The 25,602-nt window shown below is 49.8% G+C and carries 22 protein-coding genes and 1 tRNA gene; 11 read left to right on the forward strand and 12 right to left on the reverse strand.

Annotated features, from left to right (window positions below):
• Positions 1 to 284 precede the first annotated feature (284 nt).
• Both nadA and D9T21_RS14715 read left to right on the forward strand, forming a co-directional pair.
• Complete coding sequence (gene nadA / locus D9T21_RS14710) at positions 285 to 1,343, forward strand: quinolinate synthase NadA (protein ID WP_123325708.1); 1,059 nt, start codon at positions 285 to 287, stop codon at positions 1,341 to 1,343.
• A gap of 128 nt (positions 1,344 to 1,471) precedes the next feature.
• Positions 1,472 to 1,562: transfer RNA gene (locus D9T21_RS14715), tRNA-Ser, on the forward strand.
• Positions 1,563 to 1,676: 114 nt separating this feature from the next.
• Here D9T21_RS14715 and D9T21_RS23140 read toward each other — a convergent pair.
• Both D9T21_RS23140 and D9T21_RS14725 read right to left on the reverse strand, forming a co-directional pair.
• On the reverse strand, positions 1,677 to 1,829 hold the full coding sequence (locus tag D9T21_RS23140; RefSeq protein WP_277423860.1) for a recombinase family protein: 153 nt from the start codon (positions 1,827 to 1,829) through the stop codon (positions 1,677 to 1,679).
• Between the two features lie 129 nt (positions 1,830 to 1,958).
• A complete protein-coding gene (locus tag D9T21_RS14725; protein WP_123325709.1) occupies positions 1,959 to 2,648 on the reverse strand; it encodes a hypothetical protein in 690 nt (229 codons plus the stop codon).
• 293 nt (positions 2,649 to 2,941) lie between these two features.
• Here D9T21_RS14725 and D9T21_RS14730 point away from each other — a divergent pair, with 293 nt between their 5' ends.
• Positions 2,942 to 4,567 carry a glycoside hydrolase family 43 protein gene (locus D9T21_RS14730; RefSeq protein ID WP_123325710.1) on the forward strand — a complete coding sequence of 542 codons (1,626 nt, stop codon included), beginning with the start codon at positions 2,942 to 2,944 and terminating at the stop codon, positions 4,565 to 4,567.
• A gap of 1 nt (position 4,568) precedes the next feature.
• On the opposite strand, the gene D9T21_RS14735 is transcribed toward D9T21_RS14730, so the two are convergent.
• The 4 genes from D9T21_RS14735 to D9T21_RS14750 all read right to left on the reverse strand — a co-directional run bounded on the left by D9T21_RS14735 (position 4,569) and on the right by D9T21_RS14750 (position 7,292).
• Complete coding sequence (locus D9T21_RS14735; protein ID WP_123325711.1) at positions 4,569 to 4,952, reverse strand: VOC family protein; 384 nt, start codon at positions 4,950 to 4,952, stop codon at positions 4,569 to 4,571.
• 22 nt (positions 4,953 to 4,974) lie between these two features.
• Positions 4,975 to 5,478 (reverse strand): hypothetical protein, encoded by a 504-nt coding sequence (locus tag D9T21_RS14740; protein WP_123325712.1) that lies wholly within the window; start codon positions 5,476 to 5,478, stop codon positions 4,975 to 4,977.
• Positions 5,479 to 5,511: 33 nt separating this feature from the next.
• On the reverse strand, positions 5,512 to 6,189 hold the full coding sequence (locus tag D9T21_RS14745; RefSeq protein WP_123325713.1) for a YehS family protein: 678 nt from the start codon (positions 6,187 to 6,189) through the stop codon (positions 5,512 to 5,514).
• 209 nt (positions 6,190 to 6,398) lie between these two features.
• Positions 6,399 to 7,292, reverse strand: coding sequence for a LysR family transcriptional regulator (locus D9T21_RS14750; RefSeq protein WP_123325714.1), 894 nt, complete (start codon positions 7,290 to 7,292; stop codon positions 6,399 to 6,401).
• A gap of 120 nt (positions 7,293 to 7,412) precedes the next feature.
• Here D9T21_RS14750 and D9T21_RS14755 point away from each other — a divergent pair, with 120 nt between their 5' ends.
• Genes D9T21_RS14755 through D9T21_RS14765 form a run of 3 tightly spaced genes read left to right on the forward strand, consistent with a single transcriptional unit; the run spans position 7,413 to position 11,532 of the window.
• Positions 7,413 to 9,089 (forward strand): ABC transporter transmembrane domain-containing protein, encoded by a 1,677-nt coding sequence (locus D9T21_RS14755; RefSeq protein ID WP_123325715.1) that lies wholly within the window; start codon positions 7,413 to 7,415, stop codon positions 9,087 to 9,089.
• Entirely contained in the window at positions 9,082 to 10,119 is a 1,038-nt protein-coding gene (locus tag D9T21_RS14760; RefSeq protein WP_123325716.1) for an efflux RND transporter periplasmic adaptor subunit, read from the forward strand. The genes D9T21_RS14755 and D9T21_RS14760 overlap by 8 nt, the downstream gene beginning before the upstream one ends.
• 9 nt (positions 10,120 to 10,128) lie before the next feature.
• Complete coding sequence (locus D9T21_RS14765) at positions 10,129 to 11,532, forward strand: TolC family protein (RefSeq protein WP_123325717.1); 1,404 nt, start codon at positions 10,129 to 10,131, stop codon at positions 11,530 to 11,532.
• 42 nt (positions 11,533 to 11,574) lie between these two features.
• Here the strand turns inward: D9T21_RS14765 and D9T21_RS14770 are convergent, their stop codons facing one another.
• The 3 genes from D9T21_RS14770 to D9T21_RS14780 form a co-directional block, all read right to left on the reverse strand.
• Positions 11,575 to 14,847, reverse strand: coding sequence for a S41 family peptidase (locus tag D9T21_RS14770; protein WP_123325740.1), 3,273 nt, complete (start codon positions 14,845 to 14,847; stop codon positions 11,575 to 11,577).
• A gap of 134 nt (positions 14,848 to 14,981) precedes the next feature.
• Positions 14,982 to 15,194 (reverse strand): helix-turn-helix domain-containing protein, encoded by a 213-nt coding sequence (locus D9T21_RS14775; protein WP_123325718.1) that lies wholly within the window; start codon positions 15,192 to 15,194, stop codon positions 14,982 to 14,984.
• A gap of 2 nt (positions 15,195 to 15,196) precedes the next feature.
• Positions 15,197 to 15,865, reverse strand: coding sequence for a DUF2975 domain-containing protein (locus D9T21_RS14780; protein WP_164464703.1), 669 nt, complete (start codon positions 15,863 to 15,865; stop codon positions 15,197 to 15,199).
• Positions 15,866 to 16,259: 394 nt separating this feature from the next.
• Between D9T21_RS14780 and D9T21_RS14785 the strand changes: the two genes are divergently transcribed.
• Genes D9T21_RS14785 through D9T21_RS14795 form a run of 3 tightly spaced genes read left to right on the forward strand, consistent with a single transcriptional unit; the run spans position 16,260 to position 19,017 of the window.
• Positions 16,260 to 17,888, forward strand: coding sequence for an ATP-binding cassette domain-containing protein (locus tag D9T21_RS14785; RefSeq protein ID WP_123325720.1), 1,629 nt, complete (start codon positions 16,260 to 16,262; stop codon positions 17,886 to 17,888).
• A gap of 40 nt (positions 17,889 to 17,928) precedes the next feature.
• Positions 17,929 to 18,390 carry a hypothetical protein gene (locus D9T21_RS14790; protein WP_164464704.1) on the forward strand — a complete coding sequence of 154 codons (462 nt, stop codon included), beginning with the start codon at positions 17,929 to 17,931 and terminating at the stop codon, positions 18,388 to 18,390.
• A 30-nt stretch (positions 18,391 to 18,420) separates the two neighbouring features.
• A complete protein-coding gene (locus tag D9T21_RS14795; protein WP_123325722.1) occupies positions 18,421 to 19,017 on the forward strand; it encodes a GNAT family N-acetyltransferase in 597 nt (198 codons plus the stop codon).
• 10 nt (positions 19,018 to 19,027) lie between these two features.
• Here D9T21_RS14795 and D9T21_RS14800 read toward each other — a convergent pair whose 3' ends face one another.
• Genes D9T21_RS14800 through D9T21_RS14810 form a run of 3 tightly spaced genes read right to left on the reverse strand, consistent with a single transcriptional unit; the run spans position 19,028 to position 22,984 of the window.
• Complete coding sequence (locus D9T21_RS14800; protein ID WP_123325723.1) at positions 19,028 to 21,049, reverse strand: transglutaminase TgpA family protein; 2,022 nt, start codon at positions 21,047 to 21,049, stop codon at positions 19,028 to 19,030.
• Entirely contained in the window at positions 21,036 to 22,025 is a 990-nt protein-coding gene (locus tag D9T21_RS14805) for a DUF58 domain-containing protein (protein ID WP_123325724.1), read from the reverse strand. Before D9T21_RS14805 ends, D9T21_RS14800 begins: the two co-directional genes overlap by 14 nt.
• Positions 22,025 to 22,984, reverse strand: coding sequence for an AAA family ATPase (locus D9T21_RS14810; RefSeq protein WP_276309512.1), 960 nt, complete (start codon positions 22,982 to 22,984; stop codon positions 22,025 to 22,027). The genes D9T21_RS14805 and D9T21_RS14810 overlap by 1 nt, the downstream gene beginning before the upstream one ends.
• A gap of 205 nt (positions 22,985 to 23,189) precedes the next feature.
• Between D9T21_RS14810 and seqA the strand changes: the two genes are divergently transcribed.
• Both seqA and pgm read left to right on the forward strand, forming a co-directional pair.
• A complete protein-coding gene (gene seqA, locus D9T21_RS14815) occupies positions 23,190 to 23,816 on the forward strand; it encodes a replication initiation negative regulator SeqA (protein ID WP_123325725.1) in 627 nt (208 codons plus the stop codon).
• A 39-nt stretch (positions 23,817 to 23,855) separates the two neighbouring features.
• Entirely contained in the window at positions 23,856 to 25,508 is a 1,653-nt protein-coding gene (gene pgm, locus D9T21_RS14820; RefSeq protein ID WP_123325726.1) for a phosphoglucomutase (alpha-D-glucose-1,6-bisphosphate-dependent), read from the forward strand.
• Positions 25,509 to 25,602 lie beyond the last annotated feature (94 nt).

Below are 25,602 nucleotides of genomic sequence, written 5' to 3' on the forward strand. Positions count from 1 at the left end.
AACAAACCATACATGCCCGCGCAGGATGCGAACCAGCGAAGCTGTTCGACACTAAACTATTCCTCTTATCAGCTCGTAGTAGGGCAAAGCTTGAGGAGTGCTGTCTACGCTGCAGATCTGCTGCTTGAAAGAAGCAACACCAGCCCCACATCTACAAAGAGAGGCAAACCGTAAACATTATTCTGATTATTTAATAAACAAGCGCCCGAGTGTATGAAATTTTTATGTCACTCGTGTATAATCGCCGCCCGTTGAGCCATAACCAGGTTAGGTATTTAGTAGCCATGACAATAGCGTATCGTATCGACCAGATTGATTATCCGTTTCCGGCAAAACCAGCCGTGCTGTCTGACGCCCGTAAAGCGCAGCTTAAAGATAAGATCAAAGCGTTGCTGAAAGAAAAAAATGCAACCATGGTCGCGCACTACTATACCGACCCTGAAATTCAGGCGCTGGCTGAAGAGACCGGCGGTTGCGTTGCAGACTCACTGGAAATGGCACGTTTTGGTCGTGACGCAGCCGAGCAAACGCTGTTGGTTGCCGGCGTAAAGTTTATGGGCGAAACAGCCAAAATCCTGAGCCCCGAAAAGCGCGTTTTTATGCCTACCATGGAAGCAACCTGCTCGTTGGACTTAGGCTGTCCTATTGAAGAGTTCTCTGCGTTCTGTGATGCGCATCCTGATCACACTGTAGTGGTGTACGCTAATACCTCAGCCGCGGTTAAAGCTCGTGCCGACTGGGTGGTTACTTCCAGTATCGCGCTTGAAATCGTCGAGCACTTAGACAGTCTGGGCAAACCTATTATCTGGGGCCCGGATCGTCACTTAGGTTCTTATATTGCTAAGAAGACCGGTGCTGACATGCTAATGTGGCAGGGCGAGTGTATCGTTCATGATGAATTCTCCTCACAAGCACTGCAGGACATGAAAGCACTATATCCTGATGCCGCTATACTGGTTCACCCGGAATCGCCGGCCAGCGTGGTTGAGATGGCTGATGCGGTGGGATCTACCAGTCAGCTGATTCAGGCTGCACAGGATATGCCTAACCAAACCTTTATCGTGGCTACCGACAAAGGCATTTTTTATAAAATGCAGCAGCTGATGCCTGAGAAGCAGTTTATTGAAGCCCCTACGGCTGGCAATGGCGCTACCTGTAAAAGCTGCGCACACTGCCCGTGGATGGCGATGAATGGCCTTGAGGCTATCTATGAGTCGCTTTCTACCGACGACACCAGTGCTCATGAAATCTTTGTTGATGACGCCTTGCGTGAAAGAGCCCTCATTCCACTGAACAGAATGCTGGACTTTTCAGCGCAGTTAAAAGCAAAGAAAAGCGCATAGTGCCTAATTAATCAGCAGTTGGCTGATTTTTTAAGGGTAGTTCTTGATTCGAAGCGCGGCTTTACCTACTATACGCGCACTTATTCGCAGCGACGTGTTTATGATCATGTGCTTCGAAGAAACAATTTGGAGAGATGGCTGAGTGGCTGAAGGCGCACGCCTGGAAAGTGTGTATACGTTTATAGCGTATCGAGGGTTCGAATCCCTCTCTCTCCGCCAAATACCTACAGGCCCCTAATTCACTGGGGGCTTCATTCTTAAAGGCCTAAAGAGAAAGACGGTAACCCCCTTGAGGTACAAAAGGGCGGTACAAAATGGGCATCATGGCAACTCCTAAGCCATTGCACAGACTGCGCCTGATACAGTCTCCTCAACAACCAAGCCCTCTTTGACCTCATAGCCTGTATCTCTGAATGATTGCACTTGATTAGCTGTAGTTTGCTCTGAGGTTGATACACGGCAATAGAAGTAAGTTCTCTGGCTCACAAGGTTTCTCTATAGATAAAAAGTAGGGGTATCCTATGCGCCTAGCTCATTAATGTTAAATCCCTACTTTTGATACTATGCGAGGCTAGCTCAAAGTGACAGGCTCATATATGAATGTTTATGAGCCCTTTAAGATAACTCAAATTCTTTTAGTTTCCCGCTATCTCGCAATCTTTGCTTCTCTAAATCAGTGTAAGGAGGAAGGTTTTTAATCACTGATAAAAAGGTGCGGCCAAAATTTGACTGTGTAAAACGTATCAATCCTAATTCGTCTTGCCTACCGTCATTGATTAGCTTTTGTTGGTCGATATGTTCTATTTTGAGTATTGGTGTACCTATGAGGCTTGTTAAACCATATGATTCTAAATCATCACTAGTATCACCAGAGAGCCAATTGACAGAGGAGAGCTTCTCTAGGTCACCTGCATATAGCTTTTGGATAAGATCAAGTGACCGCAGGAAGTCTTCTTGGGTCAACTCTAATTGACTATATAAATGCAGAGCTTGAGCGATGTACTTTGCTTTTGATAGATCATAGAGGCTATCTACAGCAAGTATTATTTTGTCAGCGAGATCAGATACAGGTGAGTTCTCTAGCGCATTGTTAATCTGCTTTAAATCACCATGTGTTAGCGAATTTATATCCTCCACAAACCTTGATAATTTTTTGATAAATATGTGATTACTTATGTTTTGTACTTGTTCTGCGTACTTTACGAACTGTCCAAAATAAGGAATATCTTTAATTGCCCCGGTTTCTATAACGGCATTAGTAAAGTCTTCATAAACATTGCCAAATTGACGGTGACTTTTTCCCATGTCTTTATATTCCTTTTTCTGTCTCAAATTTTTTAGGGTGATAGTGATTAATTAAGTACAGTAATATAATATGTGAACAGCTCTCAAGATCACTAGTTTGTGGACCCATCAAAAATTATCATATTCGTCTGAGTCTCAGGTTAACAAAAAGTTAAATATAACAACCGCTTCGTCTTAAAAGGTAAAGCCTGTGGCATTTACCCTCCCGCAGAATTCGCCTAATGTGCAACTCATTGTAATACCGAACACTGTTGTGGTGTCGGTAGCGAGTGATCAACATATAGGTGTTAATAATGAAATGGTTCGGTGTGGTAGGCAGTCTGTTATTGGCTTTTCTTTGTCCTCAGGCGAGTGCTGCACAAAATCCCGTTATCTGGGCTGACGTACCGGATGTCAGCACTATCAGAGTGGGCGATACCTATTATATGAGCAGTACCACCATGCACATGAGTCCGGGTCTGCCGATTATGAAATCCAGCGATCTGGTTAACTGGGAGATAGCAGGCTACGCCTATGATCGGTTGGTCGAAAACGACAAAATGAACCTGGAGAATGGTCAGGATGCTTATGGCAAGGGCTCCTGGGCCAGCAGCCTGCGATATCACAACGGCATGTTCTACGCCGCCACGTTCTCGGCTACTACCGGTAAAACCCATGTTTACAAAACCCCTGACATCGAAAGCGGCCCGTGGCAGGCCCACGAGTTTGCGCCGGTGTTACATGACAATTCTTTGTTTTTTGACGATGACGGCCGTGTTTACATGATATACGGCGGCGGCAAGATTTCTCTGGTTGAGCTTAAATCTGACGCGTCAGATATCAAGCCGGGTGGTACACATAAAGTCATCATCGAAAATGTTAACAAGGCCTTTGGTGAGAATGAGGTTGGCGGGCTGCCGGGTGAAGGTTCACAGATGCACAAGATTAACGGTAAATACTACCTGTTTACTATTGCCTCGCCGAAAAGCCGTTGGGCACGTTCTGTTATTATTAATCGCGCTGACAACATTGAAGGGCCTTATGAAAGCCGTGTGGCACTCGACTTTGCGCACATTGCCCAGGGCGGGTTGGTAGATACCCCTGAAGGTGACTGGTATGCCATGCTATTTGGCGATCGGGGCAGTGTAGGGCGTATTCCTTATCTTGTACCGGTAACCTGGCAGGATGGCTGGCCGGTACTCGGCGAAAACGGTAAAGTGCCGGAAAAATTGCCGCTACCCGATAATATAGCCGGTATTAAGGGGATCGTCGCCTCAGACGACTTTGAAAGAAGCGCAGGGCAGCCAGTATTGCCGCTGGTGTGGCAATGGAATCATAACCCGGATAACGCCAACTGGGCGGTGCTGGATAATCCCGGGCGCTTAAAAATTACCACCGGGCGTACCGATAAAACCGTACTTACGGCCAAAAACACACTGACACAAAGAACCTTTGGTCCTCGTAGTTCCGCAACCACGGCCATTAATGTTCAGCACATGAAGGCGGGTGACGTTGCCGGGTTAATTGCGCTGCAAAATAAGTATGGTTATGTAGCGGTGAAGGCCGGTAGCAATGGGCAGAAGTCACTGGTTATGGTGCGTTCTATTCTGGGCATCGATAACGAAGACGAAAAGCAAGGGATCGTTGGCGTGCATCAATTAAGTCAGCGCTATGAAACACTTGCCACACTGCCGGTAAAACAAGACCGGGTATATTTACGAGTCGATACGGATTTTAACCGAGATGTGGCTTTATTTTATTACAGTCTGGATGGCGAGCGCTGGCATCAAATAGGCAAACCGTTACAAATGCTATATACGTTTACCAAGCACTTTATGGGGTATCGCTACGGGCTATTTAACTATGCTACGGAGCAGGCTGGCGGCTATGTTGAGTTCGATTATTTTAAAATCGGCAGAACCTACGATAAGCCTTTTTAAGCTATAAGGCTTTAATGTTGACTTTCCACGGTGGGTTTAAGCGGTTCTCGCCGGCTCGGTATAGCTTAATTTTATTGCCCGACGGATCTCTCAAAATGGCTTCTTTCCACAGATAACGTTGCTCTGTGGGCGGTTGCTCAAAAACGATACCCTTTTCAAGTAACTCCTCGTAGAGCTCATCGAGCGCTTCATGTTCAAAATAAATCACCGTAGGATTGGTTATCCCGGCATCTTCCAGCGACAGTGAGAAGGTGGTATCGCCATCAGGGCAACTAAAGCGTGCGTAGTGAGGCGTATCTACAATCTGGGTAAAGCCCAGGGTTAAGTAAAACTGTACCGCTTGTGACATGTCCTGCACCGGCAGGGTGACCTGATTGAGCTCCATATCTTTGCTTTCTCCAACTGGGTTAATAATGCTTTTTGCGGGTGTGCCAGTGCACTACATAAAATAACACCGCCCCAAGCATACCACTGTAGAGGCAGAGTTTGTGCAGAGTACTCACTGATATTATTGCCAGTAATGGGTTAGCTAGCGTTAGTGGATAGGCGGGCTGGACATCCCCATGCATGATGGCATCCAGTCCTACGTGGCTGTAACTGCCAATAAAGGCGCTCAGAAAAGCCACCCACCAGGCAATAACTATGGGCTTCGAGGGCTTGGCGATTCCTATTATTTTCAGACCAAACTCGGATAAGTACTTGCCGGTTAATGCGGCAAATATAGCAATGAGTGAACTACCGGGTATGGTGTGAGAAAAACCGTGCAGGTGTCCATGGCCCACAATCATTACCCACAGCGGCTGCACGTCCATCACAATTTGCGTCCAGCCAAATACCATCAAACTAAAGCTACCTTGCAGCAGCGCTTTAATCAGCAGGCCCGGGCCCATGTGGACAGGTGTAAATGGCATTGCAGGTTCTGGTTATCAGTTAAGTGGTGGCTACTAATCCTGCTCGCGGCGTTTTGCCGGGCGTTTGGCTTTCTTACTATCATCCGCCTTGTGCCACACAGATATGCGGCCACCTGACTTGGTCCGTTTTTCATCGGGCTTGCTAGTCGCTCCCGGTCGCTTAGGCTTTACTTTCTTTTTCAGCGATTTTTTGATGGCAGGGGAGTTAACCGGTGCACCATTGTCGGTTACCGGTGAAGCGACATCGGGTCTTAATTTACGGGCCAGACCGAGCAGAAAATACCGCAGAACCTGATCGCCGCAGGGTTTAAAATTACGATGGTCGGGCTTACGGAAAAACGCCGACATTTCACCCTTACTCATATTGAAATTGCCGAGCTTCATCACTTCCAGCATATCGTCGTCACGAAACGACAGGGCAATTCGTAGTTTGCGCAGGATTTCGTTATTGCTTAAAAACTCCCCCTTAGCCAATTGCGGTGGCGGTGTATCAGACCGGGCACCGCGCATTTTAATGATCAGACCATCCAGAAACATCGCCATCACGCTGTCCCGGCAGGGCAGGTAACCGGGTTCTTCTTCTTTTCGCATGTTGGCTTTCAGATACTCAATATCCATTTTATAGCCAGCTAACTTAAAAATATTAATGGCGGCGGTATCGTCTATTCGCAGGGCGAAGCGCACTCTGCGCAAAACATCATTGTGGTTCATATTGATTGGGACTTATAAGTTGTCGAAGGTCTGTCGCGCCAGGGGGCATTTGCGTGTCGCATGCAGCAGGATGAGCCAGTAAAGCAGCCAGGACCCTAAATAGGTGGCGGTAAGTGCCACGTCACTGGTTAACAGTATACGTTAATTCTGCCGTGCGCGTATTCTTAGTTGCTGACCACAGCAGATTTTTAAACGAGTTTGTGCTGAATCTAACCCAGCAAGGCCTTCGCCTCCGCCACGATACTGTTAACCAACATGTGCTGAGCACGGTTTTTACCGGTAATGGCATAAAAACGCTCGGTAATATCGGTAATTTCGCCAATGCATGACACATTGTAAAAATCTGCCACGTGATCGGCAATTGCTGATGGCGCGCAAAATACGCCAAAGCCTTCGCTGCCAAATACTTTAAGCAACGCGCTGTCGTCAAACTCTGCCACAATTCTGGGGTGCAGCTGGTTGGCTTCAAGCCAGCTTGTAAGGCCAAGTGTAATACCCGATTTAATGCCGGGTAACAGTAAACTCACGCCGTTGAGCGAATGTGGGAAGTCCTGATGAAGACTTAACTGGGCATGGCTGGCAAAAAAACTTAAGTGAGATTCACCCAAAAAATAGCTGCTGGCATTTAACTGAGTGCCGGGAGCCACCCCACGATCGGCGATTATCAGATCGATATGGTTTAACGCTAAGTCACTGATTAACGAGTCAAATGGTCCTTCCCTGAAAATAAAGCGTACATTATTCGACAGGACCATGGTGGAATGCACAAAATCATAAGCCAGGACCTTGGGGATGGCATCAGTAATCCCTATAACAAAAGTCTGATCGATGGTCTCATTATCGGCATGGAGCAACTCAACCAGTCTGGCGCCTTTTTGAAATATTTCACTGGCATGCTGGTAAACTAGTTTGCCTTTACTGTTGAGGTAGAGACGTTTGCTCACCCGGTCAAACAGCGAATAGCCCAGTTGTTTTTCAAATGTACTAAGCTGACCGCTAACGGTTTGCGGTGTAACATGCAACAGTTTAGCGGCACTGGCGATACTGCCTTCACGGGCGATAAGGTAAAAGTAGTAAAGGTGATGATAATTTAATTGATGCATAATAAGGAAAATTCGATGTTTATAGTAGAATATAACAGTTTTACTCTTTTTTGTGGCCGGTTTATTATTGCTTTTAGTAAATGATATTGCATTCTTATCTTTAGTTGGATAAATATTGAAATGGAAAAAAACATCGATTTACGACAAACCAAAAAATACCTGGTTTCCTTATTAAAGCCGGAAGGCGGCTTTTTTGGTGTGGCAGTGGTGTATGGTGTAGCAATCAGTTTGCTTACCCTGGCGGTGCCGATTGCAGTGCAAACCCTCATCAATAGTATTGCCAACATAGGCTCTATCCGTGCCGTAACGATTCTGGCAGCAATCCTGTTTACTACGCTTTTTGTATCGGGCATTTTCAGTGCGCTGCGTATGCGGGTGATGGAGTACTATGAGCGCCGTGTGTATACCCGGCTTGTCTCTCAGCTCGGGCTTAAAACCATTATGGCGCCCCACAGCTTTTTTGAAGGGCGGCGTAACACGTCGATTACCCACCGCTATTTCGACATTATGACATTACAGAAAAACATCCCGTCACTGATGGTTGATGGGTTCGCCTTAGTGCTGCAAATTATTGTGGGTTTTACCCTGGTGTCGTTCTATCACCCGTTTTTGTTTGTACTGAATATGATCATTCTGCTGGTGATGTATCTGGTGTGGAAAATATGGGGGCCGGGCGCAAAACGCACTGCCATTGAGCTGTCTCAAACCAAATACGATACCGCGAAGTGGTTAAACGATGTGGCTGCTGCCCATGAGTTTTTTAAATCCTCCGACCATATGGATTACGCCGGGCGCAATACCGAAAGCTTCATTAAAAATTACATTGCCAAGCATAAGGGCCACTTTACCTTTACGTTTTCGCAAGCGGTGTCTTTTCTGCTGCTGTATGCCTTTGCCAGCGCCACCTTGCTCGGCCTTGGCGGCTTTCTGGTCGTGCAGGGGCAACTCTCTATTGGTCAGTTGGTGGCGGCAGAGCTGATTATGTCGGCAGTGTTCTTTGGGATCTCGCGGTTCAGCCAGTACCTTAAACTGTATTACGAGCTGTATGGTGCGGCAGAAAAAATAGGCTCTGCACTGGTTATCCCACAGGAAGAAACCCACGATGACGGCGCACGCATTCCGTCCTCATCCAAGCTGGTGTTTAAACGTCTGGCGCTGAGCCATTTTGAAGACAGCTGTTACCTGGATGCCACGCTGGAAGCGGGCCATAAGTACTTTATAACGACTCGCAAGAGCTGGGTGCAAAAACAACTGGTGGGTTTCCTCAAGCGTTTTGAACGCCCGGCAAAGGGCGAGATTCTGCTCGGAGATTACAGTTTATTCGACTACGACATGTACGAATTACGCCAAGCCGTGAGCACGCTCGACCGCTCATTGATTGTGGAGTGTACTATCGAAGAATACCTGCGTCTGGCAGCACCTGAGGCAACGATAGCCGAGGTGCGAAAGGCGCTGGAATATGTCGGTCTTGATGAAGTGGTTGATAATCTGGATGAGGGCATTGCAACACGTATTTCAGTACTAGGCGACCCCTTACAGCCGCTGGAGTTTCTATTATTAAAACTGGCTGCGGCGGTTCTTTCCAAACCGCAGGTACTGGTGATCAATCAGCATTTTGATGCTATTCCGCAAAGCATTAAAGAGCGCTTGCTGGACCGTATCGACCGGTTAGAGTGCACCGTTTTATACTTTACCAATATGCCCCTTAAAGGCGTGTTTAATGCCACTTTAAATTTGCAGGACGTGTTATACGTGGAAGACAGCGCAACCGATAACAAGGGAAAAGGTCATGAGTAAAGCAGAAAACCGTTTTATGCAAAATATCACCTCCTTACCTGCGCAAATTATTCCCAGTGTGCACAAGGTGGTGTGCTGGGTGATTGCCTTTTTAGTGCTGGTTGTGGCGGCCGGACTGTACTTTACGCCGTGGATCCAAACCGCACATGGCTCGGGCGCGGTAGACTCGTTGGACCCGGTGGATCGCATGCAGGCCATTTCGGCGCTGGTTGATGGCCAGATCCAAACCTGGCATGTACGAGAGGGGATGCAGGTGAGAGCCGGCGATCCCATTGTTACGCTCATTGATGTGGATGCCCAGCGACTGGAAAAACTGCAGTCGCAGCTAGCGGCCACGCGGCAGGCGCATAAGGCCAACGAAACCGCTGTCGCCAATGCCGAGAGCAACCTGCAACGCCAGCAGGCACTTCAGGAGCAGGGTTTGGTGTCCCGTAAGGATGTGGAAGCGGCGCTGATTAAAGTGCAGGAGCTAAAAGCCAAGGCGGCTTCATCGCTGGCTGATATTAATCAGGTATCCATGGTACTTTCTCGTCAGGCTACCATGACCAAAACTGCGCCGGTCGATGGCACCATCCTGCGTTTATTTAACGGCGGTGGCTCAACCTTTGTAAAAGCCGGAGATGTGCTGGCGCAGTTTATTCCGAAAAATGCCGAGCGTACGGTACGTGTAATCATTAGCGGGCTGGATGCGCCACTGGTGAAGCCCGGCGCAAAAGCCCGCCTGCAGTTTGAGGGCTGGCCGGTGTTTCAGTTTAGCGGTTGGCCGGGCACTGCCATTGGGACCTTTGGTGGTGTAGTCACGTATGTTGAGCCTGTGGCGGATGCTACCGGCGCGTTTCAGGTGTGGATCAAGCCTGATGAGTCCGAGATGCCCTGGCCAGAGGAAAACATTGCCCGTTTAGGTAGTCGGGTGAAAGCCTGGATCCTGCTGGAAGAAGTGCGCCTGGGTTACGAGTTGTGGCGACAGCTCAATAACTTCCCGCCCCAGAAACCGGCCACCCAGGCCAGTTCGTCTGCACCAGGCTGGTAGGGGGCGGCAATGACTAAACGCATTTTAGCGGTGGCCCTGCTGACGCTTACTGGTGGGGCGGTTACGTCGATTAAAGCGGAGCAGCTGTTGCCCACGGTTCCTGCGCTTATCGACAACATGCAGCAGTTGCACCCCTATGTAAATGTGCTGACTGAGAAAAATAACCAGCTGGTTTACGGCCTGGATAGCGCCCAGAGCGAATTCGACGGCCGCATTGAGCAGGATGTCAGTGGCCGGGTAGCTGGTTATTACGACGGCTCTGCCGCGGCCCAGCGCTTTGTCAAACCACTGGGTGATATGAACGCAAAGCTTATCAGTGAGTACCGCGTTGCCACCGGCGACTTCCCGGTTTACGAAGAGCAGTACAATACCTTATCAGGCGGTGAGGCCAGTATTGGTGTCGCCCTGTCGCTGCTGCAAAACCGCAGTATCGACAAGCGCCGGGTAGGGGTGAGTAACGCCGCATTAGCTATTGAGCAGTATCAGGCTGAATTAGCCCTGAGCATGAATGACTTTTTATATAAGGGCCTTAGCCAGTATTTAAAGTGGTATGAAGTAAGCCTTAAAATTGCCGCGGTAGAGGAGTTGCTCGGTACGTTGAAATATCGTCGCGAAGGACTGTCGACCCGATTGAAAAGCGGCGATTTAGCCGAAGTCGATCTCACCGAATTTGAAGCCAGTATTCTGGAGCAGAAGCTGGCCTTGTCGCAACTGCGTCAGACTCAGCGCGCCTCGGCACAGGCGCTGGCTTTTTACTGGCGAAATAGTGAGGGTGAGTCACAGGTGATTGCCAGCGATGCGGCGTTGCCAGCCGATATTGAATGGCCATTTAATATCACCCCTGCACAGGCGGCCCGTCTGCGTAATGCCATCATGCAACATCCGGCGTTAGCGGTACTGCGCACGGAGCAGAGCGTTACGCAGAATAAGTTTCGACTGGCAGAAAACCAGCTCTTACCCAAACTCGATGTAAAGGCGCTGGTGGCTAAAGATATGGGCAGCGGCCCGACATCACTGGCCGAAACCGAAGGTAAAATTGGCCTGACATTCTCTTATACTCTGGGGAACCGCAAAGCCAAAGCGGAAAAGGCGACCATGCGCTCTAAACTTAAGGTGCTGGAATATGAGGTCACTCTGGCCCAGGACCAGCTTAACCAACAATTTGAACAAGCCTATGCTTACTGGCAGCAGGCCCACGAAGTGCTGGCACTGCAGCAGCAAAATGCTGAGCTGGCGGTTACCTTGTCGCAGCTTGAGCGCAAACGGTTTGATGCCGGCGACAGTGATATGTTTAAGCTGAATGCCCGGGAGTCGGGTGTGCTAAAGGCAAAATTAAAAGCCATTGAGGCGCAGGTAGATTTACTTGCTGCAGAGCTCACTTTGCATAAAGTGGTGGCAGCGATTACTTCGTAAGAAAGAAAAACGCTGCCCTGTTAACAGGGCAGCGACAGTTAATTACGGCTCAATGTCATCCGCAGGTTCACTAACGCCAGGGTAGGCCTTGGGCGTTAAAGGTTTTACCGGGCGCTGCTTAATACGCTGCTGCAGATACTCAATCGCGGCATCCAGCTGCGCATCTTCACCCATAAAAGTGGCATGCGGCAGATTGTCTACTTCAATGTCCGGAGCAATCCCCAATCCTTCGGTGATCCAGCGGCCATCCTCGGCGAATACCGGTAGCTCAGCTACCCGCGCCATGCCGTTATCGGCCAGGCGGTTGCGGCCACGCAACCAGATGCCGGCACCAGCGGTTTGTTTGCCGATCACCGGGCCTAAATCCATGGCTTTTACCCCTGCAGTGAAGGTTTCACCGTCAGAGTAAGTGTACTGATCGGCCAGCACCACCAGGTGACCACGGAAAGTCTGTTGCATGTTGGTATTAGGTTCGCGGTTACCGCTGGTCCAGAACATCCAGACTTTGCGTAGCAGCTTTTCCAGAATCCAGCTATCGATATTGCCGCCGCGATTACGGCGTACATCAATGATCAGGCCGTCTTTTTTGTAGGCGGCGTAAAACTCGCGAGCAAAATCCGACACATCATTGCTGCCCATGGCATACAAGTGCAGGTAGCCAATATCCTGGTCGGCCTGTTCTACTTTCTGGCGGTTACGGGTTGTCCAGTCCTGATAGCGCAGGCGGGCATCGGTGCGATTACTTACCGGATACACAATGGTTTGCAGTGCTTCACCATTGCGGCTCAGCCCCAACAGTACCTGACGGTCTGCCTGATTAAGCAATGCCTGATTTAATTCAGCCAGCGTGTTAATCGGGCGCGCATTAATGCTGGTAATAATGTCACCTTCTTTGGCGTCAGTACCAGGTTTTAACAAGGGTGAGGCTTTGGCAGGCACTTCGTTGTCGTACTGGTAAATGCTGGCAATTTGCACGCCCTCATCGGTTTGAAGCAAATTGGCGCCTAAACTGGCTGGGGCAGGACGATCAGGCTCCTGCGGTGTGTCGCCGCCATACACCTGTGAGTGCAGCACATTAAGCTCACCGGTCATCTGGCCAAGCACGTCGTTCAGTTCGGCGCGATCGGTAATGCGAGCCACCAGTGGCTGATATTTTTGTTTCATTGCTGCCCAGTCAACGCCCCGCATGGCTTTGTCGTAGAAGTAATCACGGTGCATCAGCCAGGCATCATGAAACAGTTGTTGCCATTCCTGCTGCGGATCGATACGTAATTTCCAGGCCGACACATCGGCTTTCTGGTCGGTTTTATCTGACGGGAATTGTTTAGCAGCGCCAACAATAAAGATCTGATCGTTATTGCCGCTTTGTTTTAGCACCAGCATACTCTTGCCATCAGCGCTAAGCTTGTAGCTACTCAGGCCAGACATAAAGGTGCTGGTTTTATGATGCGGTGTTTGTTCAATAGCCTTAAGCACCGGTTTGCTGCCAGGCTCGGTCACCTGATCCCTGACATACAGGTATTTGGCGTTGGCTGCCAGGTCGCTATAGTTGCCGGGACTCACCGGTACCTGCCAGAGTCTGTTCGTTAACTGTTCCCAGTCAATAAGCGGTGCCTCAGGGGCATTGTCTGCTTTCTCGCTGTCGCTGTCTTCTTCCGGTTCGACCTGTACCGTCAGTTCGGTAGGTTTTTGGAACGGGAAGGTTGCATCGGCTTTCAGCGCGTAGGCGAAAATCTGAGTGCGGCGGTCAAAGGTGGTACCCATGTTGCGGTCGCCCCAGGGCGAACGGGTGGTGGGGGTAAATTCCCGGTCTGATAAGAAGTACAGCCATTGCTGGTCCTGACTAAAAGCCGGAGAGTAGGAGTTGTACTTGTCGCTGGTTAGCACCTGGCCGCGGTTTTCGGCAAAATTATGCACATAAATGCGCTGGCGTTCGTCGCCGAGCTTACTGGTGGTAATCGCCAGCAGCTGACTGTCGGCACTAAATACAATATCAGCGTAAGGGCTCATTTCGGTCTGGCCGGAGTAGAGCTTTTCAGTATCGCCCGTGTTGATATCGAGGATCCAAAGATCGCCGTTAAAATCGTCGAAGGCGAGCTTATTGCCATCGGGCGAGAGCACCAGTTGCCAGCGGCTGATGCTGGCGCCGCTGGTGAGCTGTTTGCGCTCGGATGAACCATCGGCAGCAAACTGCCAGATTTCCATTTCGCCACTGGCATCATTAATCGCATACACCCATTTACCGTCGTGGCTTAAAATAGCCTTACGTGAACGAGATGCCGCTGGCGTGTCAATTTCCACCAGGCGTTTGCCGTCGGTGCTGGCGATGGCCAGACGGCCGCGGGCCGTGAGGACCACCTGCTTGTTTTCGGCATTAAAATCTGCTGAAGTCAGGTATTTGGTGGGTTTGGTCAGCCAGTTATCCCGTAACTGAGGAAAGTCGCCACTCAGGGCAATGTCCAGTGTGCGGGTACGGCGATTGGCGATGTCGTAAATTTTAAGATCAGCGCCATGCTGAAAAATAATCCGGCCATTATCGAGGCTGGCCCGCTTAATGGGAAAGTCCTGAAAATCGGTTAGCGCTTTGGCGTTTTTACCAGAAGCCGACATAACCCACAGGTTGTCGTTACCATTTTGATTACTCACGAAATACAGTTTGTCGCCAGCCACCATGGGTTCGCGAGCCGAAGCGTCGTGGGCGTCGGTCAGCAGCAGCGCCTCGGTTTGGCTGCCCAGTTTATAACGCCACAATTCGCCCTGTGCACCGCCGCGATAATAACGGGCGTTGTCGCGTGACACCTGCAGGCCAAACTGGGTGAAATAAAGCGTGTCAGAGGCTTCGTCAATGGCGCCTTCAATGGCATCGGCAACCGGTACTTCCTCGGTATTCAGGGTAACCGGATCCACCTGTTTTAACGACCAGTTATTGGTGGGGCCTACCCGGGTATTGGTGCTGTATAACAACTTGCCGTCGCCGGTCCACTGCTGCAGATAAACGTAGCTGTTTTCAAAGGTCACCCGCCTGGCCAGTCCGCCTTCAGTGGGGATCACATACACTTCGGTTGCGCCTTCATAGTTAGCGGTAAAGGCGATTTGTGTTCCGTCTGACGAAAAGGCCGCTTGTTGTTCCTGCGCCAGATTGGTGGTCAGGCGGCGGGTGGCTGTGTTTGTTATGTCATGTAACCAAAGGTCGCCTTCGGCGGTAAATACTACCTGGTTATCGTGCAGGTCCGGGTCGCGGTAGTAGCCGGATTTGGCCATGGAATGGAAGGACATGAGCAACAGGCTCATGCCGACAATGGTTCGTTTTTTCATGGTGTTATTCACTTTGTCGTCGTTTTTTATAGTTGGTCGTGCACAGGGCAGTAAACGAGAGAAAGCCGGTAAAGTCAAACCGGGGCCGACAGATGGCTGTAAATCCCGGTTTGCTGGCAGGAGCAGGTGTAATGCTAATCTTCTTCCAGTTGAATAAGGTCACCCGGCTCGCAATCCAGTGCCTCACAAAGGGCGAGCAGTGTGGAGAAACGAATAGCTTTGGCTTTGCCGGTTTTCAGGGTCGACAGGTTAGCCATGGTGATTCCAACGCGTTCAGACAATTCGGTGAGTGACATCTTGCGTTGCAGCATGACCATATCCAGATTTATTTTAATGGTTTTAGACATAATTATATGGTCAGTGATTGTTCTTGTTTCATCTGAAAAGCGTACTCAAGGATCTGGGCCAGTACCAACAATGCTCCGCTAATCAGGATCCCTTCAATGGGTATTGAAACATAGGGGGAAAGTTGAAGCTGCTCATGAAATTCACCAATTTCAGCCAGTATTGCCATGCCGCACAGGTAGGTAATAAAAGGCGAAACAATGCTATATACCAGGATAATCAAGCCCAGTTTTTTTACATAAGCGACATTTTCTAAGTCGAAAATACGCTGACCAGCCAGGTTAGCGAACAATTTACGCAGGTTATATAGCGCGAGCAAACTGAATATACCGCTAATGAGTATTCTGTCTGTGTTGGCAATGAAAAAGGCTGCCTGGCCGCTGGTATTATTGAGCTTGAGCTTGCCATCAACCTGCATTATCTCACTTGCCGTTGCGGTAACATCATTGGTAATTACCCTGGCGTTAAACAAGTATTCGATATCAGTATGACGCTCGCTGATTTCCGCGGGAATATTTAATCCGACAACGAGGATAAATCCAACTCCCACAACCATTGCAAGTACGCTTAAGTAATAAAGCAGATCGAACCACATCTTGAGCTCAGGGGTGTATTTAGGAGGGGGTAACTGGCTACTAGTATCAATAGTGTCTGATGATTCCTGATTTTTCATGGTCATTTCCTTGCTTGGTTATGCTGATTGTTACTTTAGCGCATGTTTCTTTTTTTACAATAATTTTTTATTGAAAAACAATAAAAAGTTATCGTTGTTCGTTATTTTTCATTGCTTTTTAGCTGCTTACATCAGCGCCGAATCTGTAACAAAATGTTGTGATCGCTTGCAATACTCAAAGGTGTTGGTTAAATTCTGCGCACTACCTTATGCGGAGTTAGCGCCATCATGAACAACTAAGCCTGTCGTCCATTTTTATTGTTATTTTTTTTGGATCTACAGGGTTAGTCGGCGTAGCTCACTGTCGAAATAGTATGGCGCTTTACCGGCGCGATACCGCCTCTTAATATTTGTATGTGCTGCTAAGCTGAAGCCCGCTTATCGGGAGGCGCTAATGCCGATACTTCAAGCTCACAATCTTAGTTATCAACTGCCTGCGGGCGACACGCTTTTTCATTCGGTATCGGTATCGATGTCTTGCCGCCGGGTGGGGCTGGTGGGCCGTAATGGCGCCGGTAAATCGCTACTGGCAACAATTTTAATGGGTGAGCGGATGCCTACTGGCGGCAGCGTAGTGTGCAATGCCGATACCGGCGTGTTCTGCCAGCAACCGTCGCATTTACTGACAAGTGAGGCGACTATCGCCGAATTTCTTGGCGTGGCACCTGTACTTGATGCGCTTTCGCGAATTACCAAAGGTGAATGCACCGACTATTTGTTTGAGTCGGTGGGTGAACAATGGGATCTGCCTGCCCAGCTTGCCAGGGAGCTGGCAGTGCTGGGACTGCCTGATGATCCGCAAACCCCATGCGCAACGCTAAGTGGCGGTCAACTGGCAATACTGCGGTTATGGCAACTCTTTAAGGGGCCGCACAATTTGTTAATTCTGGATGAGCCGTCCAATCATCTTGATCGTCGTGCCCGGCGCTGGTTACAAGCGCAACTTCAATCTACTGCGGCAGCGGTGCTGCTGATAAGTCATGATCGTGAACTATTGCAGGGGATGGCAGAAATCTGGGAACTTAATCAAACCGGGATAACGGTGTATGGCGGCAATTACGCCCACTATGCAGCGCAAAAGCAACTTAAAGAGCAGGCATTAAACCGCCAACTTGAAACGCTACACAAGCAGCAAAAGCAAGTGCAGCAACAAGCCCAACGAAGCCTTGAAAAGGCCGCGCAACGGGCTGCGCAGGGGCAAAAGCTGCGGGGCAGTCAGGCTAAGTGTTTACTGGATAAACAAAAGGACCGCGCGACGGCCAGTGCTACCAGTCGCAATAAAAATATCGAAAGCAGGCAAAAACAATTACAGCAACGAGCAAGCCAGTTGCAGTCAGCACAATGCCTAACACAAAAACAGGCTATTTATTTATCCTCTGCTAATGCGGGTAACAAAAAGGCCATCTCTGTCCTTAACGGCGTGCTGGCATTTGGCAGCTCACAGACAGTTAATCTGCAGGTGGCAGAGGGAGATAAGCTGCATCTGCAAGGCGGTAATGGGAGTGGTAAATCCACGTTATTAAAAACGCTGACAGGCCGGCTACCGCTGCAAGCCGGTGAGTTACATGTGAATACCCCGCTGTGTTATCTCGATCAGCATTTTAGCTCGGTGCTCCCCACGCTCAGTTTACTGGATAACCTTTTACAGCAGTGCCCGGCGTTAAGCGAGTCTGACGCGCGCACCTTACTGGCTGGCATCGGCTTTCGTCGCGACAGTGTTTTTAACCCGGCCGAAACCTTAAGTGGCGGCGAGAAAATGAAACTGGCTATGTTAATCGCCAGTCATCAGCCGCAGCAGCCATTTTTGTTACTCGATGAGCCCGACAATCATCTGGATTTGAACGCCAAAATCCTGTTGGCAGCAGCGCTTAATCGTTATCAGGGCGGCTTTATTTTAATTAGTCACGATACTGCATTTGCGGATGAGGCCGGGGGTAAAAGTGCCTATCAACTTACCCGTGATGAAAGCCAGGCATCATTTGGTGCTGGCATTTTGTCAGACGTTACTGTACAAGGGCGGTAAATTAACATAGGTACTACGCTTTTATGAGTCATGAGCAGCAGTGAAAGTTTATCCTCAAGCCGGAATAGACCGGTTATATTTTGGCATGACCATGACCCAGGTACGCGATGCCTGGGGGCAACCAGAAGACATATACCATTTCCATCCGCTATGCGACAGCCTGGAAGAGCGGGATGTAGTGTGGCAATACGCCAACGGTACTGAGCTGAGTTTTTCATCCTGCGATAATTTTGTGCTCGGCACGATTTCGGTCTCATCCACTGAAGCAGAGCTGGAAGGCAAATGTGTTATTGGTAAATCGATTCTGGAAATTCGCCTAATGTTTCCAGAACTGGAATTAGATGACGATTTCGACGAGTTTGGCCAGGACTACCTGCTAGCCGACAAGGATGTGTCGTTGTGGGTGGTGGCCGGTAAGGTTGACACCATCAGTCTGTACCCGGACTATGATGAGCATGGCAGTATGAGAGTTAATCAACCGCTCAGCGAACGGGGCAGTTAAGCGGTTATTATTCAATGTTGAGAAAATGGTATGACGACCTTTGTTAAAGCAGTAACCCTTAGCGCTAACGGCGTGGCGTTGGTGCCACTGGAAGTCGCTCATGAGGCAGGTTTAAAGGCTGCCGCCGCCGATGGCGAATTATGGCAGTTGCGGGTGACTTCGGTACCTGAACCCGATGCCACGGCGGATTATATCGGCGCAGCACTGCGCGCTCGCGAGGCCGGCGACCGCTTCGCTTTTGCGGTTATTGAGCAGGCAACAGGAAATGTGCTTGGGACCACCAGTTATCACGATATTCTGCCTGCGGTTAAACGTCTTGAAATTGGCTATACCTGGTATGCTAAAAGTGCTCAGCGAACCCATGTAAATACCACCTGTAAGCTGCTGATGCTGTCGCACGCTTTCGATGTACTCAACTGCAATGTAGTCGGGTGGCGCACCGATAATTATAATTATGCCAGTCAGCGGGCCATAGAGCGGTTAGGAGCGAAAAAAGACGGTGTGATCCGCGGCCACCATATGCGCCGTGACGGCACTATCCGCGACACCGTGATGTACAGCCTGCACCAGGGAGAATGGCCGGAAGTGCGTGCCCACCTCAATTACCTGTTAAGCCGCTACCGTTAAGCCACTGGTGTTACAGTGCCTTAGCCTGGCGTATAAACGTTTTACACTGCGTAATAAAGGCATTGCTCTGGGCGCTGGCCTCACCATCTCGTGCGTAATTCAGGGCGATAAAAGCCTGACAGATTGCCTTAAACTGACTGGCCGATTGGGGCGAAAGCCGCTGGGCTGCGCGTTCGGCAAAGTGCTCAGGACCGTCATTATGACGCTCAAGACCGGTAATCTGTTCAGCCTTTTGGCTGGCCTGTAAAAACCAGCGTAGATTTGCTGGTGGGCGTTTACGCTGCCAGTGCGGGATAAAGTAAAGTGCCAGCAGCAACCCTATCACCAGGCATATACCCAGCATCAGAAACATAATCCGCTGAGTAGTTACTTTGCCCAATAACAGTACTAACAGGTTTTGCTGACGTTCAGCGTCGAACCCAAGCACCCAGCGGCTCCATTGGTAATCCAATAAACTGTAAAGATTGCGTAGCTCGGCAAACAGCGGCAGCTGTTGCAGTCTGGCCATCTGGTTATTGGCCAGGAACGACTCCTCTTCCACGGCTTGCTGCAACCCCAGCTCCAGTCGGGCCGGAGCGACGATACCGCTGGGATCAAAACGGACCCAGCCGCGGCCGTCCAGCCACGCCTCTACCCAGGCATGAGCATCATACTGATAGACGCTGAGTACGTCTGGTTGTAACGATTCGCCGCCATGATAGCCGGCTACCATTCTGGCCGGAATGCCCAGTAACCGCAGTACATAACTCATGGCACTGGCGTAATGAGCACAAAAGCCTTCCTGATGTATGAACAGAAAATCATCAATGGGATGATCCGGCATAGGCGGCGGTGTAAGGGTGTAACGGAAGCCCTGGTCAACAAAATAATCCAGCACGGCCTGTACCCGTTCAACCTGAGTAACGTTGTCGGCAGCTATTTGTTCGGCCCAGGCCTGGGTTTGTGGATTCACCGCCGGATTATTCGGTAGCTGCAGGTTCAGCCTGCTATCGATACTGTAGAGTGTCTGGTCCATCGGCGTGGTGGGATAAGAACGCACCCGGTAAGCTCGTCGTGAAGTAATCGGTGTTTCGCTGAGTAAGGAATAGTCACTGCTTTGCCAGATGGCTTGGGAACTGTTCAGGTCGTCGGGTATGCCTACGTCTATGCTGAATAACCAGTGCTTGTTAGTGGGCTCAGTTATTACTTCATACTCCCACCAACTGCCGCTCACCCGGGGCTTAAACTCGTTATTAAGTAGGCGATATTGCTTGCGTACTTGTTTGCGCAGCGGGCTGACAGACCATTGTTTGCCATCAAAATACTCAAGTGTCAGGGCCCGCCAGTAACGTTCGGCGGGAGGCGGCAGAGCGCCCGTAAACGTGGCTCTGAAAGCCAGTTCGCCGGATTGGGTCAGGTTGGCTATATCGCCGGGAGTTACCGTATCGGTTAATCCGGTCTCGGTACTTTTCGACACCGGCATTTTCCATAAAGGGGGCAGTTTGGGCAATATGAGAAACAGCAGGATTGCGATGGGCAGTGCCTGCACACTCATTACCGCCAGCCGTTTGATATGCCAGGGTAAATGCTGTGACGGTGAAAAGTAGCGGCCAAGGGCAACTAACAACGACAGGGTTAGCAGGCCATAAAATAACGTCATGACGACAGACTGATGAAATGTAAAACCCATGCCAATAACAAACAGGCAGGTGCAAAACAGGTGAAACAAGTCCCGTGGCCGGTTGAGTATAATAAGCTTTAAGGCGCCAGCCAGAATCAGCAGGTTAACCATGGTGAGTAACAGGCCAATCTGCAGGCTGAACCAGCCCAGACACAGACAACACAACAACCCCAGCAGATTAATGGTACGCAGCGAGGGCATAGGCTGATACCAGCCAAAGTACATCACGAGGCGAATGCCGGTAGCGCACAGGGAAATCAGTAGTACCCAGAATAACAGGGGCTCAAACAGACTCATACTCAATACGCAAAACACCAGAGCGATAAGCGCACTGGCGGTTTGGTTGCGAATGGGTTTATCAATCGGCTGCATAGTCTTGCTCGCATTGCCGGTAACGGGCCAGTGATTTAAGACAACGGTGTTTATGGGCCTCGCCGGTGGAGGGCTTTATGCGTTTGTTGCCAATGTTCAGGCCGAAAACATGTTGCTGAGAAGATAACCGGTTAACCTGATAAGTAAGCAACCCCAGCGCTTTCTCAAGAGGTTCACCTGCATAAGTATCGAGGCTCAGCCAGCCACCTTCCTGCTGTGCCTGGTTAAAAGTTTTTGTGCTCAGTTCGCCGCCTTTGGCAGCTTGTTTCCAGGCCACTCTGTTCATCGGGTCACCGGGCTTAAAGGTACGCAGGGTGTCAAATTCATCAATGCCGGCCACATTGCCAGCGGTGTCGCCCTGACTGGCATCAGTGGACGTCAGTTTTAATGCTGAGGCAATGGGTTTAGGGTAAATGGCCAGCGACTTATTGAAATCAAGGTGGGTCCAACAGCGAAACAGCCCCAGAGGGTAGGTGGATGACAGGGTGATTCTGGGTAAACGAAAAATGCCGCGCTGCGCAGCGGGCAGCAATAATTTAACTTCGCGATCCCGATCCGCGCGGCGATTTAACAAGGCCAGAGAAGTGCCCCGTAGCTGAATATGTAACCCCCCGTAAAAGGGCATGTCTTCATTATTTACGTGCAGTTGCAAACACAACAGGGCATGTTCTGAAACGTAGACCGGCTGGATATCCTTTAACGATAGCGACACAGCGGTAAAGTTACGGTAGCTGACAAATAGATGCAGCAAGAAGATAGCCAGCAGGAACTGGCACAATAACAACATCAGGTTGTTCTGATAGTTGGTACCTAAAATAAACAGTCCCACACAGGTGAGCAGATAGCCAAAGCCAAACCGGCTGGGGAAAATAAACACGTTTTTCAGGTTTAACTGATAGCGAGGGCTCGGCGGTATACGCCGCTGTAACCAACGGTTTTGCAGATCGTAAACTGAACGTTTAAGCCGTGAGACCATCAGGCAGCTAGCGGATCGGTAAGGTCAAGAATACGCTGGCTGAGCAGGCCATCTTCCCGGTAGTCAGTCTGACTGCCACGCAAGCGGTGCTCGGCAACGGCGGTAAAGATTGCCTGTAAATCTTCCGGCAACACAAAATCACGCTGATGTAGCAAAGCCCAGGCCTGCGCGGCGCGCATCAGTGCTTTACTGGCCCGCGGCGAGAGCGGGTAGGGGAATTCACTGTTATCACGGCTTTGATTTACCAGCCGAAGCAAGTAGTCCAGGATCGGATCGCTTACATGAATATCGCTGACCTGCTTTTGGATGGCCTGTAATTGTTCAGCACTTAATACCTGACTGGCAGGCTTTTGATGATGACTGCTGACACCTGCTGATTCCCGCAACATGCGCTTTTCAGCTTCGCCGTCGGGATAGCCCAGGCTGATACGCATTAAAAAGCGGTCAAGCTGAGACTCTGGCAGCGGATAGGTACCGGCCTGATAACTGGGATTTTGCGTGGCGATAACAAAAAACGGTGAGGGCAGTGAATGAGTACTGCCGTCTATGCTTACCTGGTTTTCTTCCATCGCCTCGAGCAGTGCGCTCTGCGTTTTCGGGCTGGCCCGGTTAATCTCATCAGCCAGCACTACCTGGCTAAACACCGGACCCTGATGAAATTCAAATTCGCCCTGCCGGGTATTGTAAATATTAACCCCCAGCATATCAGCGGGAAGCAGATCGGAGGTAAACTGGATACGAGAAAAGTGTAAACCAAACACCGTTGCTAAAGCATGGGAGAGAGTGGTTTTTCCCATGCCGGGTAAATCTTCTATCAGTAAATGACCGTCTGCCAGCAGGCAGGTTACCGCGAGCTTAATCTGATGTTGCTTACCAAGGACCTGGCTATCGAGATAAGCCAGCGCCGGTGAGAGATCTGTATGCATGATAATGTCCGGTTTTAGCGCTTTCGTTTTTATACGTCAATTCCATTAGCAGGATTACTCTAGCAAATATAAACAGCAACTTAGGTGATTGTCCTGATACTTAAGTATAGGAGAGAGTAGCGCGCCTGACAGAGATTTTAGGCAGTCGATTGGCGATCGGTGGAAGTTGTCTGTATAAAGTGCTGCGATCCTCAGCCGGGTTGACTATAATGACCGCCAAAAAACGGAAGTAGTATGTATGAAAACAATAGAAATAGATGATGAGCTGTATGCGTTTATCGCCAGCCAGACAAAACATATTGGTGAGAGTGCTTGTGAAATTTTACGTCGGTTACTGATCGACGAGCCCGGAATCGTTACTACCGTAGTAACCAGTGGCGCTTCAATTCCTGCGGCATCCGCTGCACCCGCTCAGGCAGAAACCACTCCGGAGCCGGCAGCTGAAACGCCGGTTAAAACCACTGCTAAGGCAAAACCCTCGCCTGTGCCAGCAGCAACAGCCACTGCGCCATCGGTATCGGGCGATGACTTACTGCAGTGCGTTAATAAAGATGCCCTGAGCCAGTTCGACAAAAGGGTTGATCAGTTCCTGTTTATCCTGCAACAGATTTATCTGCAACACCCGGGCGACTTTGCCAAAGTTGAATCGATTGTTGGCAAAAACCGTAAGTACTTTGCCAGCAGCAAAGAAGAACTGCTTAAATCTGGCAGCAGTACTAATCCAAAAGCCATTCCTCAAAGCGGTTTTTGGGTGGTAACAAACAACAATACGGCAAAAAAACTGGCCATGCTGAGCCAGGTTTTGCAGATTTTAGGATATGACGATAAGGTAGTGAAATCCGTTAGCGAAACCTTTGATTCGTAAACAATGATGTGATTTCACGACTTACAAAAGGATATTTTCATGGCGTTACACTCGGAAGCTGGTAAGGCGGCTGCTCCTGAGCAGCTTATTAATGTGGCCCAACTGGTTAGCCAGTATTTTAGTTATCAACCGGATGCTACCGACCCTGCACAGGCGGTTAGCTTCGGCACCTCAGGCCACCGTGGCACAGCGGCACAAACAACGTTTAACGATATGCATATCGCTGCCATCTGTCAGGCGCTGGCGGAATATCGTGAGCACCAGCAAATTACCGGCCCGGTGTTTATTGGTAAGGATACCCACGCACTCTCAGAACCGGCGATGATTACGGCCATTGAGGTGCTTAGTGCTAATGATGTCTCGGTGGTGATCCAGCGCGACGACAACGACTCTAAAGGCTACACCCCAACGCCGGTTATTTCCCGCACTATTATCCGTTACAACCGCGGTCGTAGTGAAGGCCTGGCTGATGGCATTGTTATCACGCCTTCGCACAACCCGCCATCTGATGGTGGTTTTAAATATAACCCGCCGCACGGTGGACCGGCCGACAGTGATGTCACCAAAATCATTCAGGAACGCGCTAACAGCCTGATTGCCAGTGGCAATAAAGACGTTAAACGTATCGACTTAAAAGCCGCCATGGCCTCTGACTTTGTGTCGGAACAAGATTTTATGGTGCCGTATATTGAAGATCTGGCAGAGGTGGTGGATATGCAGGCCATTGCCAAAGCCGGTTTAAAACTGGGTACCGATCCGCTCGGTGGTGCCGGTGTGGGCTACTGGAAATATCTGGCAGAACACTATGGTCTGGATATTAATGTGGTAAATCCGCAGGTTGACCCGCAGTTTGGTTTTATGCGCCGTGATAAAGACGGTAAGTTACGGATGGACTGTTCCTCGGCCTATGCCATGGCCGGACTGATAGAGCTTAAAGATAAGTTTGATTTAGCCTGGGGCAACGACCCGGACTTTGACCGCCACGGTATTGTATGCCCCAGCAGCGGTCTGATGAATCCTAATCATTACCTCGCGGTTGCCATTAATTACCTGTACCAGCACCGCCCACAGTGGGATGCCAGCCTGAAAGTAGGTAAAACGCTGGTTTCCAGTTCCATGATCGATCGTGTAGTGGGCGATATGGGTCGCGAACTGGCAGAAATGCCAGTGGGCTTTAAATGGTTTGTTGAAGGGCTGTCGGATGGCACGCTCGGGTTTGCCGGCGAAGAAAGTGCTGGCGGTATTTATCTGCAGCGTGACGGACAGACCTGGGCCACCGACAAAGACGGCTTTATTATGTGTTTGCTGGCGGCGGAAATCCTGGCCGTTACCGGTAAGGATCCCGGCGAGCATTACCAGGCACTGACCGAGAAATTTGGTTCACCGTGTTATCAGCGTGTGGATGTGGCGGCCAGTCTGGAAGAGAAAGCCAAACTGTCGGCCATGGACGCCAGCGTAGTTACCAGCGAATCGCTGGCCGGCGAACCGATCACCAACGTGCAGACTCACGCGCCTGGTAACAACGCCGCCATCGGCGGGGTTAAAGTGTCTACCGAAAACGGCTGGTTTGCTGCGCGTCCGTCCGGTACCGAACAAATTTACAAGATTTATGCTGAGAGCTTTAATGGTGAAAGTCACTTACAGGAGCTCATTAAAGAAGCCGAGCAATTAGTAGCAAAAATTATCAAGTAGCTACTTCATCTCATTAATTTTTGTAAAATAAATGTTAAAATCCAGCATGCCGATTAAAATCCATGCTGGATTTTTCTATTTTTAACAAATATTT

Origin of the sequence: Marisediminitalea oceani, from assembly GCF_003731635.1 — a bacterium.
In the GTDB taxonomy this organism is placed as follows: domain Bacteria; phylum Pseudomonadota; class Gammaproteobacteria; order Enterobacterales; family Alteromonadaceae; genus Alteromonas; species Alteromonas oceani.